The 15,439-nt window shown below is 72.1% G+C and carries 16 protein-coding genes and 1 pseudogene; 3 read left to right on the forward strand and 14 right to left on the reverse strand.

Annotated elements, in window-relative coordinates:
* Window positions 1-31 precede the first annotated feature (31 nt).
* A complete protein-coding gene (locus ACYVID_RS09900) occupies window positions 32-463 on the forward strand; it encodes a GNAT family N-acetyltransferase (RefSeq protein WP_460736543.1) in 432 nt (143 codons plus the stop codon).
* Here ACYVID_RS09900 and ACYVID_RS09905 read toward each other — a convergent pair.
* The 4 genes from ACYVID_RS09905 to ACYVID_RS09920 are packed head-to-tail and all read right to left on the reverse strand — an operon-like array spanning window position 460 to window position 4,256.
* Entirely contained in the window at window positions 460-957 is a 498-nt protein-coding gene (locus ACYVID_RS09905; RefSeq protein ID WP_460736544.1) for a 2'-5' RNA ligase family protein, read from the reverse strand. The genes ACYVID_RS09900 and ACYVID_RS09905 overlap by 4 nt on opposite strands.
* 29 nt (window positions 958-986) lie before the next feature.
* Complete coding sequence (locus ACYVID_RS09910) at window positions 987-1,337, reverse strand: hypothetical protein (RefSeq protein ID WP_300641726.1); 351 nt, start codon at window positions 1,335-1,337, stop codon at window positions 987-989.
* On the reverse strand, window positions 1,330-2,739 hold the full coding sequence (locus tag ACYVID_RS09915; protein ID WP_460736545.1) for an AAA family ATPase: 1,410 nt from the start codon (window positions 2,737-2,739) through the stop codon (window positions 1,330-1,332). Before ACYVID_RS09915 ends, ACYVID_RS09910 begins: the two co-directional genes overlap by 8 nt.
* 29 nt (window positions 2,740-2,768) lie before the next feature.
* Entirely contained in the window at window positions 2,769-4,256 is a 1,488-nt protein-coding gene (locus ACYVID_RS09920) for a cryptochrome/photolyase family protein (RefSeq protein ID WP_460736546.1), read from the reverse strand.
* Between the two features lie 69 nt (window positions 4,257-4,325).
* On the opposite strand from ACYVID_RS09920, the gene ACYVID_RS09925 reads away from it, so the two are divergent.
* A complete protein-coding gene (locus tag ACYVID_RS09925) occupies window positions 4,326-5,063 on the forward strand; it encodes a dienelactone hydrolase family protein (protein ID WP_460736547.1) in 738 nt (245 codons plus the stop codon).
* Between the two features lie 12 nt (window positions 5,064-5,075).
* Here ACYVID_RS09925 and ACYVID_RS09930 read toward each other — a convergent pair whose 3' ends face one another.
* From ACYVID_RS09930 to ACYVID_RS09940, 3 genes are read right to left on the reverse strand one after another with little or no spacing between them, the layout of a single operon-like run.
* The gene (locus ACYVID_RS09930) at window positions 5,076-5,441 is read right to left on the reverse strand and encodes a DUF1330 domain-containing protein (RefSeq protein WP_460736548.1); all 366 of its coding nucleotides are present in this window, start codon (window positions 5,439-5,441) and stop codon (window positions 5,076-5,078) included.
* Between the two features lie 36 nt (window positions 5,442-5,477).
* The gene (locus ACYVID_RS09935; RefSeq protein ID WP_460736549.1) at window positions 5,478-5,927 is read right to left on the reverse strand and encodes an MOSC domain-containing protein; all 450 of its coding nucleotides are present in this window, start codon (window positions 5,925-5,927) and stop codon (window positions 5,478-5,480) included.
* A 34-nt stretch (window positions 5,928-5,961) separates the two neighbouring features.
* Window positions 5,962-7,386, reverse strand: coding sequence for an HNH endonuclease (locus tag ACYVID_RS09940; RefSeq protein WP_460736550.1), 1,425 nt, complete (start codon window positions 7,384-7,386; stop codon window positions 5,962-5,964).
* A 153-nt stretch (window positions 7,387-7,539) separates the two neighbouring features.
* On the opposite strand from ACYVID_RS09940, the pseudogene ACYVID_RS09945 reads away from it, so the two are divergent.
* Window positions 7,540-8,484: pseudogene (locus ACYVID_RS09945) on the forward strand (integrase core domain-containing protein); the annotation flags it as partial.
* 880 nt (window positions 8,485-9,364) lie between these two features.
* Here the strand turns inward: ACYVID_RS09945 and ACYVID_RS09950 are convergent.
* From ACYVID_RS09950 to ACYVID_RS09980, 7 genes are read right to left on the reverse strand one after another with little or no spacing between them, the layout of a single operon-like run.
* Entirely contained in the window at window positions 9,365-9,673 is a 309-nt protein-coding gene (locus ACYVID_RS09950) for a VOC family protein (protein ID WP_460736551.1), read from the reverse strand.
* A 19-nt stretch (window positions 9,674-9,692) separates the two neighbouring features.
* Window positions 9,693-10,649: a haloalkane dehalogenase gene (locus ACYVID_RS09955; RefSeq protein ID WP_460736552.1), complete on the reverse strand. Its 957-nt coding sequence runs from the start codon at window positions 10,647-10,649 to the stop codon at window positions 9,693-9,695.
* Between the two features lie 34 nt (window positions 10,650-10,683).
* On the reverse strand, window positions 10,684-11,862 hold the full coding sequence (locus tag ACYVID_RS09960; protein WP_460736553.1) for a lipid-transfer protein: 1,179 nt from the start codon (window positions 11,860-11,862) through the stop codon (window positions 10,684-10,686).
* Entirely contained in the window at window positions 11,859-12,281 is a 423-nt protein-coding gene (locus ACYVID_RS09965) for a MaoC family dehydratase (RefSeq protein ID WP_460736555.1), read from the reverse strand. The genes ACYVID_RS09960 and ACYVID_RS09965 overlap by 4 nt, the downstream gene beginning before the upstream one ends.
* Complete coding sequence (locus ACYVID_RS09970) at window positions 12,278-12,679, reverse strand: Zn-ribbon domain-containing OB-fold protein (protein ID WP_460736557.1); 402 nt, start codon at window positions 12,677-12,679, stop codon at window positions 12,278-12,280. The genes ACYVID_RS09965 and ACYVID_RS09970 overlap by 4 nt, the downstream gene beginning before the upstream one ends.
* Window positions 12,676-13,218, reverse strand: a complete 543-nt coding sequence (locus tag ACYVID_RS09975) for an FAS1-like dehydratase domain-containing protein (protein WP_460736559.1) — start codon at window positions 13,216-13,218, stop codon at window positions 12,676-12,678. The genes ACYVID_RS09970 and ACYVID_RS09975 overlap by 4 nt, the downstream gene beginning before the upstream one ends.
* The gene (locus ACYVID_RS09980) at window positions 13,215-15,410 is read right to left on the reverse strand and encodes an acyl-CoA dehydrogenase (protein ID WP_460736561.1); all 2,196 of its coding nucleotides are present in this window, start codon (window positions 15,408-15,410) and stop codon (window positions 13,215-13,217) included. Before ACYVID_RS09980 ends, ACYVID_RS09975 begins: the two co-directional genes overlap by 4 nt.
* Window positions 15,411-15,439: the final 29 nt, after the last annotated feature.

Consider the following 15,439-nt stretch of genomic DNA (forward strand, 5'->3'; position numbering starts at 1 on the left):
CCAGCGGGGACGACGGTGAGAGGGTCGTCGGGTGAGCGAGCAGAGGGATCAGATCCTCGTCGGCGACGGCGACCCCGACCTCGACCAGCGGCTCTCCGACGAGCTCGACGAGGTGAACGCCGCGGCGACGACCGGCACGCCCGCCGCCCGCGAGCTGACGGTCCAGCTGCACGACGACGACGGGCTCGTCGGCGGGCTCAGCGGCTGGACCTGGGGCGTCGCGGCCGGCATCGGGATGACGTGGGTGCGCGGCGACCGGCGCGGCGACGGCACCGGGGCGCGGCTGCTCGACGCCTTCGAGACCGAGGCGCGGGCGCGGGGCTGCACCCACGTCTTCACAACGTCGTTCACCTTCCAGGCGCCGGGGTTCTACGAGCGGCACGGGTACGTCGAGCTGTTCCGCTGGCAGGACCTGCCGGTCGTCGGCCAGGCCGACGTGCACCTGCGCAAGGAGCTCGTCTAGAGCGTGGTGGTGTGGCCCCGCTCGGGGTCCCAGCGCCGGACCTCGGTGAGCCGCAGCTCGAGCTCGGGCGTCCCGACCACCTCGAGCGCGCGGGCCAGGTCGGCCCGCGGCACGCGGCGGGCCAGGGTGACGTGCGGCAGCCAGCCGCGGTGCGCGCGGTCGGGCACCTGCACGCGCACGGCCAGCACGCGGCGAACGACGTCGTCGTCGAGGTCGACGCCCAGAGCGACGGTGACCTTCCCCCCGCCGAGCAGCAGGAGCCCGCGGGCGGTGGCCGTCACCGGCAGCATCCCGCGCAGCCGCGCCCGCGCCACGTCGATGGCTGCGTCCGGCAGGTCCTCGGCCTCGACCACCGTCACGTGCGGCTGGTTGCTCGCGCCGGTGTGGTCGGCCTGGCTCGGCAGGCCCGCCCCGCGCAGCGCGTCCCACAGCGCGCGGACCGCCGCCCGGCCGGCGTCGTCGGGGACCAGCTCGAGGGAGTGCAGCTTCGGCATCGGGCCAGCCTGCCAGGCGCGAGCCCGACTCAGGCGTAGAGGTAGCCCGGCAGCACCAGCCCGAGGAGCGCCATGACCCCGGACAGCAGGAGCAACCAGTACGGGCCGGTCTGCGCGGGGTCCGGCGAGTCGATCATGCGGAAGCCTCGCCACACGCCGACGACGGCCAGCGCCAGCGCCGGCAGACCGAGCGCCGGGCCGATCCAGAACAGCTCCTGGTCGGAGGTGGCGGCCAGCCGCCCGTAGAGCACGGTCGTGACCAGGCACAGGGGGAGGAGGCCCGCGGAGATCCTGACCAGCCGCCAGAACAGGAGGCGACGTTTCACCGGGCTCCAGTCCTCGACCGAGTCCGGATCCTCGAGCCACGATCGGTCAGTCATGGTGTGCTGCCCCGGAGCCGAGCAGCGAGCGCGTGAGCGCCTCGGTGTCGGACTGCAGCTCTGCGTTGGCCGCCACCAGGTCGGCATCGCCGGGCGCGTGACCGGCCAGCGCGGCGTTGAGCACCGTGCGGCGCACCAGCTCCTTGGCGTACGACGCGGTCGTGCCCGCCGACTCACGAGCGACCTGGGCGACGGCAGCGTCGCCGAGCTCGAGGGTCGGTCCGTACAGCCGGACGAGACGAGCCCGCGCCGTCTCGTCGGGCAGCGGGACCTCGACGGCGAGGTCGACGCGGCCGGGTCGCTGCGCCAGCGCCTTCTCGAGCGCCTCGGCCCGGTTGGTGGTGAGGAGGAAGACGATGTCGGCGTCCTCGTCCAGCCCGTCCATCGCGTCGAGCAGGGAGAAGAGCAGCGGCGAGGGTCCGCCGCCGTAGTGGTGGTCACGGTCCTCCGCGATGAGGTCGCAGTCCTCGATCACGACGATCGCCGGCTGGTGCGCCCGGGCGATCTGGGCGGCTGCGCCCACGTGCGCCATCTGCGTCCCGGTCAGCAGCACCACCGTCGCGTCGGCCGCGGCGCCCACCAGGTGCCGGACGGTGTGGGTCTTGCCGGTGCCGGGTGGCCCGTAGAGCAGGATGCCGCGCTTGAGGTGCTGCCCCTGCTCGCGCAGCCGGTCGCGGTGCTCGGCCAGGCCGATCACGTGGGCCCGCACCTGCTCCAGCGTCCCGGCGGGCAGGACCACCCGGTCGACGGGGACGTCGGGACGGTGGTGGAACGTCAGCTCGGCCATGGCCCGCTCGTAGGGATTGCCCCCGAAGCTGACCACCTGCCCGCGCAGGACGCTGCGACGCATCGCCTCCTCGCGGAGCTCGGCCAGGAACGCCGTGGCGGCCTCGGGCTGGGTGGCCAGCACCTCCAGGCGCGAGGACGAGCCGTACTGCGGGTTGCCGACCCGTTGCACGACCACCAGGGGTGCACCGTGGTGCCGGAAGAGGTGCAGACCGAAGCCGACCGTCGCCCGCTCGGAGTCCGGGCCGGTCGCGACGTTGAGGCGGTCGACCTGGCCGGAGCGGAACCGACCCCACTCGGCCTGGGCCATCAGGTCGCCCAGCGAGTTGTGGTGGCGTTGCTCTCCGCCGCCGACGCCCATCAGCCGGGCATCCGGGTCGCGGGAGGTCAGGGCCTCCATCGCCAGGTCGGTGTCTGCCCAGCGGTGGCTGGCGACGGGCTCAACGACGACGGGCAGCTGGTCGGCGTCGATCCCGAGGTGCGTGTCCAGAATCGGCATCAGGTCGTCCCCACGTCGACCCGCTTCCGGCTCCTCCTTGAGCAGTTGCTTGACCAGCCGCTGCAGCGCACGTCGCAGGCCGTCGTCGTCCAGGGCTCCCGAGCCGTCCGAGGTCATGACCCGAACCTAGCCCGAGCGGCTCCTGCTCAGCCCAGCCACGGCGCGGCGCGGCGGGTGAGGGTCGCCTTCTTGGCGGGGTCGAAGCCGTCGTACGTGCGGACGGCGAAGCCGCTGCGCGGGTTTCGCTCGAAGACCTCGCGGTGGTCCCGGACGAACGTCCAGTAGAGCGCGTCCCAGTCGCCCTCCCAGTCCCCGCGCGGGAGGTCGCTCATCTTGCGCAGGTAGTTCGACCCCGAGACGTAGGGCTTGGTCGTGATCGACTCCCCCGCGGCGAACTGCGACATGGCGTAGACGTTGGGCACCATCACCCAGTCGTAGGCGTCGACGAAGAGCTCCATGAACCACTCGTACGCCGCGTCCGGGTCGGTGCGCAGCAGGCACTGCGCGTTGCCGAGCACCATCAGCCGCTCGATGTGGTGGGCGTAGCCGTGCTCCAGCACCCTCTCCAGCACCAGGTCCACGGGCTCCAGGCCGGTCTTCGCCGTCCACCAGCCCTCGGCGAGCGGCCGGGTGTGCTGGAGGTGGTTGCGGGTGCGCATCTTCCGCCCCCACAGGACGTAGGTGGCCCGCATGTACTCCCGCCAGCCGATCACCTGGCGCACGAAGCCCTCGAGGCTGGCAAGGGGCACGTCGCCCTGCTCCCCCGCCTCCAGCGCGCCCTGCAGGACGTCGCGCGGGTCCAGCAGCCCGATGTTGAGACCGGGGGTCAGCAGCGCGTGGAACAGGTGGGGGTGCTGGGCGGAGATGGCGTCCTCGTAGGGGCCGAACTCCTCGAACCGCTCGTCGAGGAACTGGCGGAGCATCGCCCGCGCCTCGGCGTGCGAGGTCGGCCAGGCGAACGCGTCGGCGTCGCCGGGGTTGTCGGGGAAGGACCGCTTGACCCACGCGATCGCCTCCTCGACCTCGGGGTGCCGCTCGCCCTGGCCGGGGCGGTCGATGGTGGGGACCGGGTGGCCCTTGGGCAGCTTCTTGCGGTTGTCCTCGTCGAAGGACCACTTGCCGCCGACGGGGTCACCGGAGTCCGTGACGAGCACGTCGAGGCGCTGGCGCTGCCAGGAGTAGAAGTGCTGCATCCGCGCCCGGCGGCCCCGCGGTCCGCTGACGCCATCGAAGTGGGTGGCCAGTTCGTCGCGCGTGCAGAGGAAGTTGGGGGTCTCCAGCCACTCGTCGACGAAGGGCTCCAGGTCGCGCGAGAGCCAGTCGTCCACGACGTCGTACGCCGTCACGTGGACGTCCCCCCGGCCGCCGAGCCCGTCGATGACCCGCCGCAGCGCGGCCGCGGAGGTGGTGCGGCCGTCGGTGTCGACCCGCTCGACGGCGTACCCCGCCTCCTCCAGGCGCGTGGCGAAGCGACGCATCGAGGCCCGGTGCAGGACGAGCTTCTGGGTGTGGAAGCGGTACTGCCGGAAGAGCAGGTCGTGCTCGAGGAGCACGAAGACGGTGCCGTCGGCGGCGGAGAGGTGCTGCTCGAAGAGCTGGTGCGGGAGGACCAGTCGGACCCGGGAGGCTGCCACCTCGCGAGCGTAGGCACCCCGTCCGCGGAACCCGGCCACCCCTGGGGTGCGGGGCCCTAGGGTGCGGGCATGACGATCCTCGACAGCTGGACCCGGGGCGAGCACACCTGGGAGGGCACCAGCCACCCGACGTACCGCAAGGGCAGCGGCCCGGGCGTCGTGGTCATCCACGAGATCCCCGGACCGACGCCGTCGGTGATCGGGTTCGGCCAGGAGCTCGTGGACGCGGGCTACACCGTGGTCCTGCCGCACCTGTTCGGGAAGGCGGGCGGCGACTGGAACGGCGTCAACGTGGCCCGCGCGATGGCGCAGGTCTGCATCAGCTCGGAGTTCACCAAGCTCGCCACCGGGGTCACGACGCCGATCGCCGGCTGGCTGCGCTCGCTCGCCCGTGACCTGCACGCCGAGCTCGGCGGGCCCGGCGTCGGCGCGCTCGGCATGTGCTTCACCGGTGGGTTCGCGCTCGCGATGATGGTCGACGACTCGGTCGCCGCGCCCGTGCTGTGCCAGCCGTCGGTGCCCTTCACGGTCGGCAAGGCGCGCTCGGCCGACGTGAACCTCTCCCCCGCCGACCTCGAGGTCGTACGCCGCCGGGCGGCGGGCGGCTGCGCGGTCCTCGGCATCCAGTACGCCTCGGACCCGCTCACGGGCACCCGCTTCGACACCCTCGACCGCGAGCTGGGCGACGGCTTCATCCGCGTCGACCTGCCGGGCAAGGGGCACTCGGTCGTGACCGAGCAGCGCTCCCAGGTGGCCGTCGACCGCGTGCTGGAGTTCTTCGGGGAGCGGCTGCACGCGGAGGCGTGACGCCGCCCTGCCTCAGGTCCAGGGGACGGTCGCCTGCAGCACCGCCTCGGTCAGTGCCCCGCTGCGCAGCGCCGTGACCTGCTGGTACTCCGGGTCGGCCACCATCTGGCTGAACGCCTGCCGCGAGGGGTAGCGCACGAGCAGCACCACGTCCCAGTCCTGGCCGGGCTCAGCCACCAGCGTGGTCGAGCCGTCACCGGCGTACAGCACCTCGGCGCCGTAGCGCGGCAGGAAGGTCTCCTCCAGGGCGGCGGCGTACTGCTCGTAGGAGGCGCGTCCGTCCTCGGTGAAGCGGAGCAGGTTGAGCATCACCACCGGGCCGCCGGGGTCCTCGGCCAGGTAGCGCTTGAGGTCCGTGCCTCGCGGGTCGATCGCCATGCGGCCGATCCTGGCACCCGGGTCCGGCTCGTCACGTCACCCGGACGCGGGTCGCGCGACGAGCTCGACCGGGTCCCCGAGCGAGACCGCCCCGCCCTCCAGCACGCGGCAGACCGACCCGCCGCGCCGCCGCAGGGCCTCCTGGGCGCCGCGGCCGATGGTGTCGTCGAGCAGCTTGCAGGGTGCGGCGACGCGGACGACCTCCAGCAGGACCTCGCCGATCCGGATGCGGGCGCCCGGCTCGCGGGGCACGGGCCCGTCGCTGATCGTCATGTTGCGCCGGGTCAGCTCGGCGCGCACCTCCGCGCCGTGGATGCCGCTGGCGGTGTCGAGGTCGTCCTGGCTCTGCACGGTGACGTGGCGGTGCTTCGTCCCGTGGTAGCGGTCGCCCACGATCCCCTTGCCCGCCTCGATCTCGACGCTCTCGACGGCGCGCATGGGGAGGCGGGTCGCCTTCGCGACGTGCAGGGCGCTCACGGTGGGCACGACGGAGAGCCTAGGAGGGCGCGGGAAGGCGTGCTCAGGCGGCGAGGACGATGTCGGCGAGGTAGATCTCGAGCCGGTTCAGGTGCGCACGTGGTGGCGGGAGTCCTGGCGCCCGGGACCGGTGGCGGTGGCCGCTGGGCGACGTGGTCTCGACCTCGTGGGGGTCGGTGTCGGTGACCTGGGCGATCCAGCCGGTGGCTTCCTTGGCCTGGTTGCAGGCCTCGCACAGCCCCTGGCCGTTCTCCGCGGTGGTGGCGCCGCCGTCGGCCCACGGAGTGACGTGGTCGCGGTGGCGGACGGGTGCGTCGCAGTACGGCGTGCGGCACGACCGGTCGCGCACGGCCAGGAACTGGGCCAAGCCGGCGGGGAACGTCCGGGAGCGGGACTCCATGGTGACCAGCTGCCCGCCGGGGTCGGTGTACAGGCGCCGCAGGCTGGCCAAGCCCGCTTTGCTCGCGCAGGCGACCAGGTCGCGGACGTCCTCGGCCGGCAGCGGGACCGGGGCTACGCCGGGTGCGGCGACCCAGCCGGGCTCGTCACCCGCCTCGCCGGGCAGGTTCAACAGGGTGGCGTCCGAGAGCGTCACCTGCACCGCGACCGGCACCACCGGCGCCCGCGGTGCGGTCGGGGCGACCGTCGTGTTCCAGGTGCCGGCCCGGGCCGCGACCGACTCCGCGACCGAGCCGGCGCGCTGGTCGGTTGCTCCCTCCCGGTTCCCGAGGACGGCCGCGACCAGCGCGTCAGCCATCACCTGACCACGTGCGCGCTCGTCCCCCGCCACACGTGCGGTGTCCGCGGCCCGGCCCAGGGTGGCGTGGACCGCGACACCCTGCTCCAGCGGCAGCACCGCGCTGAACCGGGTCATCCCGTCCGGTGCCGGGCGCAGGCTGGTGTGCCGCTCAGCGACCGCCTTGGCGCGGCGCTCGACAGCCGCGACCGGGTCCGCGGCGTACGCGAGCCGGTCCACCTCCGCCCGGAACCGCCGATCACCCCAACCCTGCGTCGTCGCCGGGTCCGCCATCAGCTCCGTGTCGATGCTCGTGCGGTCGGCCAGCGACAGGCACGCCGTGCCCTGCGCGACCTGCACCGCTCGCCACTCCGAGCACCAGCCCGCCTCCATCGCCGCCAACGTGTGCGGCAGCTCGGCGCACAGCACCACCGCCAACCCCAGGTGGATGCCGCCCCGGTGCGGCGACTCCCGCCTCGCCAGCGCGACCTCCGCGCCGATCCCCCGCTCCCGGGTAGCGGCCGGCTGGTGCGCACGCCCAGCGATCCGCGACTCCTTGAGAGTCACCGCTAGCGACGCCTGGGCCGCAGCGATCGTGTTCTTCAACGACTCCAGCTCACTCAAGAGCTCTACCGCCGCGACGTCCCGGTCGACCAGATCCGTGTCTCCTACCGCCCGTGCGCGACTGAGCACCTGCTCCCGCAGGCCCTGCAGACTGGTGGTCGAGTCCATGCTCCATTCTATTCGAACATCCGTTCGAATCGCAAGAGTTTGGGGACAGTCGCTGGTGTGATGTCTCAGGAGACCGGTGACAGTTGTGGATCGGGACATCGGTGACACTTCGAAGGATCTTGGTGGTGACACTTCGGTCCTCAGGCTGCGGTGGTGGCAGCCAACGCACCCATCGATCCCCGTGTCCGCCTCGCTATCTCCCAGTCGCCGGCTGATGCTCCACGCGGCGCGGTGTCCACGTTCTGCTCCGAGCACGGCATCAGTCGCAAGTCGTTCTACGAGCTGCGGCGACGCGCTCGCGAGGAAGGGCCGGCTGCGGTGCTGGAGCCGAAGTCGAAACGACCGGCCACATCGCCGACCAAGCTGACCGAGGAGGTGAAGAAGCAGGCGGTCGCAGTGCGGGCCGCGCTCGAGGCCTCCGGGCTCGACCACGGCCCGATCAGCGTGCACGACAAGATGCGAGCGATGGGGATGCCGGTGGTGCCCTCGATCGCTGCGTTGGGTCGGATCTTCCGCGAAGCAGGTGTCGCACGCGCAGAGCCGAAGAAGAAGCCCCGCTCCTCGTGGCGCCGCTTCGTCTACCCCGCCCCGAACGCTTGCTGGCAGCTCGACGCCACCGAGTACGTGCTGACTCGGGGACGCACGTGCGTGATCTTCCAGCTCATCGATGACCACTCCCGCTACGCAGTCGCCTCCCACGTCGCCTGGGGCGAGAAGGCCAAGGACGCGATCGCGGTCTTCGATAAGGCCGTAGCGGCCCACGGGGTGCCGCAGCGGTTGCTCTCAGACAACGGCAGCGCCCTGAACCCCACGCGACGCGGCTTCCTGGGCCAGCTCGTGGCGCACGTGGCCGAACTCGGCGTCGATGCGATCACCGGCAAGCCCTACAATCCGACCACCCAGGGCAAGAACGAACGGTTCCACCAGACCCTGTTCCGCTACCTCGACAAACAACCCCTCGCCGAGGACCTAGCCGAACTACAGGCCCAGGTCGACGCCTTCGACGTCATCTACAACACCGAACGCCCCCACCAAGGGCTCCCGGGGCGCGTGACACCCGAAACGGCCTGGCGGGCCACCCTCAAAGCAGACCGCCTCGCCCGAAGCCCGACCGGCCGATCTTCGAGCCTTCAAAGCCGGTGCGCCGCCCGCGGCCCACAGTTCCCGAGAACCTGGACCCGGACACCAAGATCCGCACCGTCAACAGCGGCGGCACCATCGGCGTGGACCGGGTCGTCTACAAACTCGACGTCACCCATGCCTTCAAGCAGGTCCTGGTCATCACCAACGGGACCGATCCCGGTGACACCCTGACCGTCACCGACCTCGGTGGCCAGATCCTCGCCGAACTCACCCGCCCACCAGTCGGGGTCCGCTACGTCGGCAACGGCCGCCGACCAGGCCAACGAACCCGACCGCCCGAACTGTCACCGAAGTCCTGAGACATCAACTGTCACCGATGTCCCGATCCACAACTGTCACCGGTCTCCTGAGACCTCACAGGGACAGTCGCTGGACGCCACCGGAGGGCACTCTCATGCCGTGGAGAGCGCGGTCGCTGACGTAGCCAGACGGTCATACCGCGCGGCTGGCCACGCACCCGCCGCTTGGGAACGCCTCACCTCGGCGACGAGCGAGCCCTTATGACCGTTTGGCTACGACCGACGGCTTGGATCCGCAGATGCCGCCTCACGTGCGCTGCCCGCGCGCCCTTGTGCCGCAGTCTGGCCTCAGCGCTTGCGGAACCGCGCCGTGAGCCGCCGGAAGAATCCTTCGACAACGACGGCTTCACCGATGTCGCTTGACGCCCCGGAGCCACCGGTCATTCCCGCGGTGACGACTCCAGCGGAAAACGCTGATTGGCAGGAGCCGCACAGCAGGCGTCCCATGGGGGTGTACGAGCATGAGCCCGTTGCTCCACATTGCTCGCAGCGAGACCGCTGACCGGTGTCGCCTGTGAGCGAGATGTCGAAACTCATCACGCCTCCGAGCGTGCGCTGGATCCGAGATGCGGCCACCAGTGCCGCCCATCCAGCATGCCGCTCCACGGTGTCCGCGTCCAGGAACGTCCGCTGCTGCCGCGTCTGGGTACGGTCGGCTTCATGCAGCCGTTCGACGAGCAGCGCCGGGTTGACCCTCGACCATGCGAGGCGTCGAGGTCGTCCCAGCTGTCGAAGCCGGGCGGCACGGGCGGCGTGACGTAGCCCAGCGCCTCCTGCCAGAACTCCCCGACCCCGCGGGGGTCGGCGCAGTCGAAGGTCACCTGGACGGTCCGCACACCGGTCATGCGCCCATCCAGGCACACCTCAGCCGAGCAGGTCCAGCACGTTCCGCGCGAACTCCGGGCCGGCGTCCTCCTGCAGGAAGTGCCCGGCTCCCTCCAGGACCCGGTGCGGCAGCCCGGCCGCTCCCGGGACGTGGTCGCGGAACACCGTCTCCCAACCACGGGTCGCCGGGTCGCCGTCGGAGTAGCAGGTCAGGAACGGTCGCTCCCACTCCCCCAGGAACGCCATCGTGCGGCGACCGATCTCGGCGCCCACGTCGTTGCGGGTCAGCGGCAGCAGCGCCGTCATCTGCCGCAGCCCCGCCGAGTGCTCCTCCGAGGGGAACGGGGCGTCGTACGCCGCCAGCACCTCCTTCGACGGCCGGACCGCCGTCCCACCCGCGACGAAGTCGGAGGCGCGCAGGCGCGCGGCCCGCTGGGTGTGCAGGAGGTAGTCCAGCAGCCACTCCTCGATGACCACCCGCGACTCGCCCTCGCCGTGGACGGCCCAGGTGAGCCGACCGGCCAGGTCGGGCGAGGCGGTGTGCAGGATGGTGTTGGCGGCGACCACGGCCCGGTAGCGCGAGGGATCGGCCGCCAGCGCGGACAGCCCGATCGGGCCGCCCCAGTCCTGGCAGACCAGCGTCACGTCGCGCAGGTCGAGCCCGGCGACGAGCGAGCGGGTCCAACCGACGTGCCGGGCCAGCGTGTAGTCGTAGGGCAAGACCGGCTTGTCGGAGCGTCCGAACCCGATGTTGTCGGGCGCGACGACGCGCGCGCCGCCGGCGACCAGGACGTCGATGACGTGCCGGTAGAGGTAGGACCAGGTCGGCTGGCCGTGCAGCAGCAGGACGGTCGGCCCGTCGGACGGACCGGCGTCGACGTACGCCATGCGGAGCGGGCCGGAGCCGTCGCCGGCCTCGACCTCGGCGTACGACGGTTCCCGGCTCCACCCCGCCAGGTCGGCGAACCGCTCGTCGGGGGTGCGGACGGCGGACATCACGGGGTTTCGAGACGGTTGCAGAGCAACCTCCTCAACCGCCGTGACGCGAGAGGATGCAGCCCGACGTGGGGACGCCGGTGCCCGCGGTGACCAGCACGTGCGGCTTCTCGTCCAGCGACACCGGGTTCACCGACGTGCCGCGCACCTGGCGCACCGCCTCGGCGATGCCGTTCATGCCGTGGAGGTAGGCCTCGCCGAGCTGCCCGCCGTGCGTGTTGAGCGGCAGGCGCCCACCGACCAGGATCGCGCCGTCCTTGACGAAGTCCTTCGCCTCCCCGCGCCCGCAGAAGCCGAGCTCCTCCAGCTGCATGAGGACGTAGGGCGTGAAGTGGTCGTAGAGGACCGCCATCGGCATGTCGTCGGGACGCAGCCCGCTCTGCCGCCACAGCTCGCGACCCACGACGCCGATCTCGGGGATGCCGATGTCGTCGCGGTAGTACGACGTCATGACGAACTGGTCGGTGCCCGAGCCCTGGGCCGCCGCCGTGATGTACGCCGGCACCTGCGGCAGGTCCTTGGCGCGCTCCGCCGAGACGATGACGAAGGCCTGCCCGCCGTCGGTCTCCTGGCAGCAGTCGAGCAGGTGCAGCGGGTCGACGATCATCCGCGAGGCCTGGTGGTCCTCGAGGGTGATCGGCTTGCCGTGGAAGAACGCCTCCGGGTTGGTCGCCGCGTGCCGGCGGTCGGCGACGGCGACCCGGCCGAAGTCCTCGGAGGTGGCGCCGTACTCGTGCATGTAGCGCCGCGCCTGCATCGCCACCGTGCCCGCGGGTGTCGAGAGACCCATCGGGTAGGACCACGCGTTGTCGAGGCCGTTGGTGTTGACCTGGGCGTTGGCCCACGAGGAGACCTGGCCGAAGCGCATGCCCGAGCGCTCGTTGAACGCGCGGTAGGCGACCACGACGTCGGCCACCCCGGTCGCCACCGCCATCGCCGCCTGCTGGATGGTGCCGCAGGCGGCGCCGCCGCCGTAGTTGATGCGGCTGAAGAAGCGCAGCTCGCCCATGCCGAGCTCGCGGGCGACCGCGATCTCGGAGTTGTTGTCCATCGTGAACGTCGTCAGGCCGTCCACCTCGGAGGGCGCGATGCCGCAGTCGCGCAACGCGTGCCCGACCGCCTCGACCGCGAGCTGGAGCTCGGAGCGGCCGGACTCCTTGGAGAACTCGGTGGCGCCGATGCCGACGATGGCCGCCTTGCCGGACAGGGTCATCCCCGTCCTCCGTCGGCCAGCGCCACCTTCACGGTGCCGATCACGTGGTCGCCCAGGGACACCGCGCCGGTCACCTTGAGCACCGCGACGCCGTCCTCGACCGACTCGACCGAGCCGGTGAAGGTGAGCGTGTCGTAGGGGTACGCCGGGGCGCCGAGCCGGATCGCGATGCCCTTGACCACGGCGCCATCGCCCGTGGACGAGCGGACCCAGTCGTTGACGTACCGCTCGACGAACGCGGTCGAGGTCAGGATGTTCATGAACACGTCCTTCGACCCGGCCGCCTGCGCGATGTCGCGGTCGTGGTGGACGTCCTGGAAGTCGCGGGTCGCGATCGCCGTCGAGACGATGAGCGTCGGGGTCAGCGGCACGGCCCACTCCGGGAGGGTTGTGCCGGGCTCGAGAAGGGTCGTGGTCACGCCAGCCTCCACACGGGCAAGGTCAGCTCGTCGTCGACGCGCTGGAAGTCGATGCGCACGGGGGCGCCGATCAGGTCGTCCGTGGTGTCCGGGTCGACCCCGAGCAGCTCGCCCAGCACCCGCGGACCCTCGGCGAGGGTCACGAGCGCGATGACGAACGGGGTCTGCCGGCCCGGCACCTGCGGGTGGCGGTGGACGACCCACGAGAAGATCTCGCCGTCCCCGGAGGCCCGCACGTGGCCGCGGTCGAGCGCGCCGCACTCGGGACAGGCCGGACCGGGCGGGTGCCGCAGGGCTCCGCAGGCGTTGCACTGCTGCAGGCGCAGCTCTCCGGCCGCGGTCCCCTCCCAGAAGTACGCCGTGTCGCGGTTCTGCTGCGGGCGCAGGACGCCGCTCACGCGGTGGCCGCCCGGGTCTCGCGGGCGCGCGGGACGAACTTGAGCACCCGGAACAGCATGGTGGCGACGACCTCGTCTCCCACGTACCAGGTGTTGCGCGAGGTCACGAAGTAGCCCACGCCCATCCCGGTGCGCTTGGGTCCGACGACCGAGTCCAGGGCGGTCGTGACACGGACTTGCTCGCCGACCCTGAGCGTGCGGACGTACTCCTGCTCGCAGTTGGTGCCCAGCACGGCGGTGAAGCCGGCGTCGGTGAGCACACGCATCATCCCGTGCAGCGGGTCGTCAGCTGGCGGCCTGCCGCCCAGGCCGTACATCGTCCACACCTGCGCCATCGAGGGCGGCGCCTCGCCCGCCTTCCAGCGAGGGTCGTCGTAGCCCATGGCCTCGAGCCAGTTGTTGATCGTCGGCTGGTTGACCGGGTCGCGGGCCTCGCGCTCCGCGGCCTCGCCCAGCGCCTTGATCCGCTCGGCCTCGGCCATGACCTCCGCGTGGACGGCCTCGTCGACGCCGAACAGCTCGTCGGTGCCGGCGCTCATCGGGGCACCCGGGGCATCCCGAGGCCGAACATGCCGATCAGCTCGCGCTGCACCTCCTGCACGCCACCACCGAAGGTCAGCACGAGGTTCCGCTTGGCCTGGGCGTCGAGGTAGGTGAGGAGCTGACGCGTCGCGGGCTCCCCCGGGTCGCCGTGGCGGTGCACCAGGGAGACCAGGTCGGCCAGCAGGTGCTGGACCTGGTCGGCGGCGAAGACCTTGGAGGACGAGGCGTCGGCGACGGACAGCTCGCCGGTGGCCGCGGCCCGCGCGACCTCCCAGTTGAGCAGCTCGTTGACGCGGAAGGCCGCGGTCACGCGACCCAGGACGTCGGCAACGTCGGGACGGTCCAGCAGGTCCCGCTCGCCGAGCCACGCGGCGACCTTGTCGCGCAGGCCCTCGATCCGGCCGGCCGGGCCGAGCATGACGCGCTCGTGGTTGAGCTGGGTGGTGATGAGCTTCCAGCCCTGGTTCTCCTCGCCGACCAGCATGTCGACGGGCACGCGCACGTCGTTGTAGTAGGTGGCGTTGACGTGGTGCGAGCCGTCGGCGGTGATGATCGGGGTCCAGGAGTAGCCCGGGTCCGTGGTGTCGACGATGAGGATCGAGATGCCCTTGTGCTTGGGCGCGTCGAGGTCGGTGCGCACCGCGAGCCACACGTAGTCGGCCTGGTGGCCGCCGGTGGTCCACAGCTTCTGGCCGTTGACGACGTAGTGGTCGCCGTCGCGGCGCGCGGTGGTGCGCAGCGAGGCCAGGTCCGTGCCGGCATCGGGCTCGGAGTAGCCGATCGCGAAGTGCACGTCGCCGGCCAGGATCCGCTCGAGGAACATCTCCTTCTGCACTGGCGTGCCGTAGCGGATCAGCGTCGGGCCCACGGTCTGCAGCGTCACCGCCGGCAGGTGCACGTCGGCCCACTGCGCCTCGTTGGCGAAGATCGTCTGCTCGACCTCGCCGAGCCCGCGACCGCCGTACTCCGTCGGCCAGCCGACACCCATCCAGCCGTCGGCACCCATCTGCCGGATGACGCGCTGGTAGGTCTCGCCGTGCCGGTCCCGTGCGCCCTCGTCGGTGGAGTCGCGGTGCTCGTTCTCGGCCGCGAGGCCGGTGAAGTACGCACGCACCTCCTCCTTGAGCGCGCGCTGGTCGGCGGTGAGCTCGAGGTTCTTGGCCGCGGCGGTCTCGACCGGCACCTGGGCGGCGGCGACGTCGAGGTCGTGGACGAGGTCGGTGACGAGCGAGAAGTAGTGGTGCAGCGGGTAGGTCTCGTCGACGCCCATGCCGCCGTGCAGGTGGTGGCAGGTGCGCAGCGTTCGCGGCCCCTCCTGGCACAGCCAGTACGCCGCCACCGCGAGGTCGTCGCCGGCGTCGAGGCCCGCCGCGACCCGCCAGGCCGCGTTGTCGGCGGCCAGGTCGGTGGTGCGCGCGGCGATGTAGACGTCGGCGACCTGCATGGCGACCGCCTGGAACTCCGCCAGGGTGCGGCCGAACTGGGTGCGGCCCTTGACGTAGCCCGCGGTCAGGTCGCGCGCACCGGCCAGGGCGCCCGCACCCACCAGGCACAGCCCGGCGACGGCGTGGTCGAGCAGCGCCTGCGCGGCGTCGCCCTCGAGCAGGTCGGCGGGCGCGCCGTCGAGCACCACCGTGTGGCGGTCGATCCGCGCGGAGGACGGGGAGACGTGCAGCTCCACACCGGGACCGTGCGGGTCGACCAGGGCCACGACCGGGAGGTCGCCGTCCACGGCGGTCACGAGCAGGCGCGTCGCGTCGGCGGCATGGGTGACGGCGATCTTGCGGCCGGTCACCCGCCCCTCGGCGTACGTCGTGGAGGGCGTGGCGCCCAGGCCCCGACCGACCTCCCGCAGGGCCGGCGTGAGCAGGACCTCGCCGGAGGCGATGCCCGGGAGCAGCTCCTTGCGCTGGGCGTCGGTGCCGTGGGCGGTGAGCACGAGCCCGCCGCAGACCAGCGTCTCCCAGAGCGGCAGGTGGCGGGCCCGGGAAGCGGCCTCGCGCAGCAGCACCCCGACCTCGAGCAGCCCAAGGCCGTCGCCGCCGTGCTCCTCGGGGATGCCGAGGCCGAGCAGGCCTGCCTGGGCCAGGGCGGCCCAGTCGGCGTCGCGGTCCAGCGCCTCGCGGACCACCGAGCGGACCGCCTCGGTCTGCTCGGCGTGCTCCTGCGGGTCGTAGCCGTTCGTCACGGGTGCCTCCTGCTGCTCTGGGGCGGGGT

This window comes from Nocardioides ginkgobilobae (assembly GCF_054781275.1).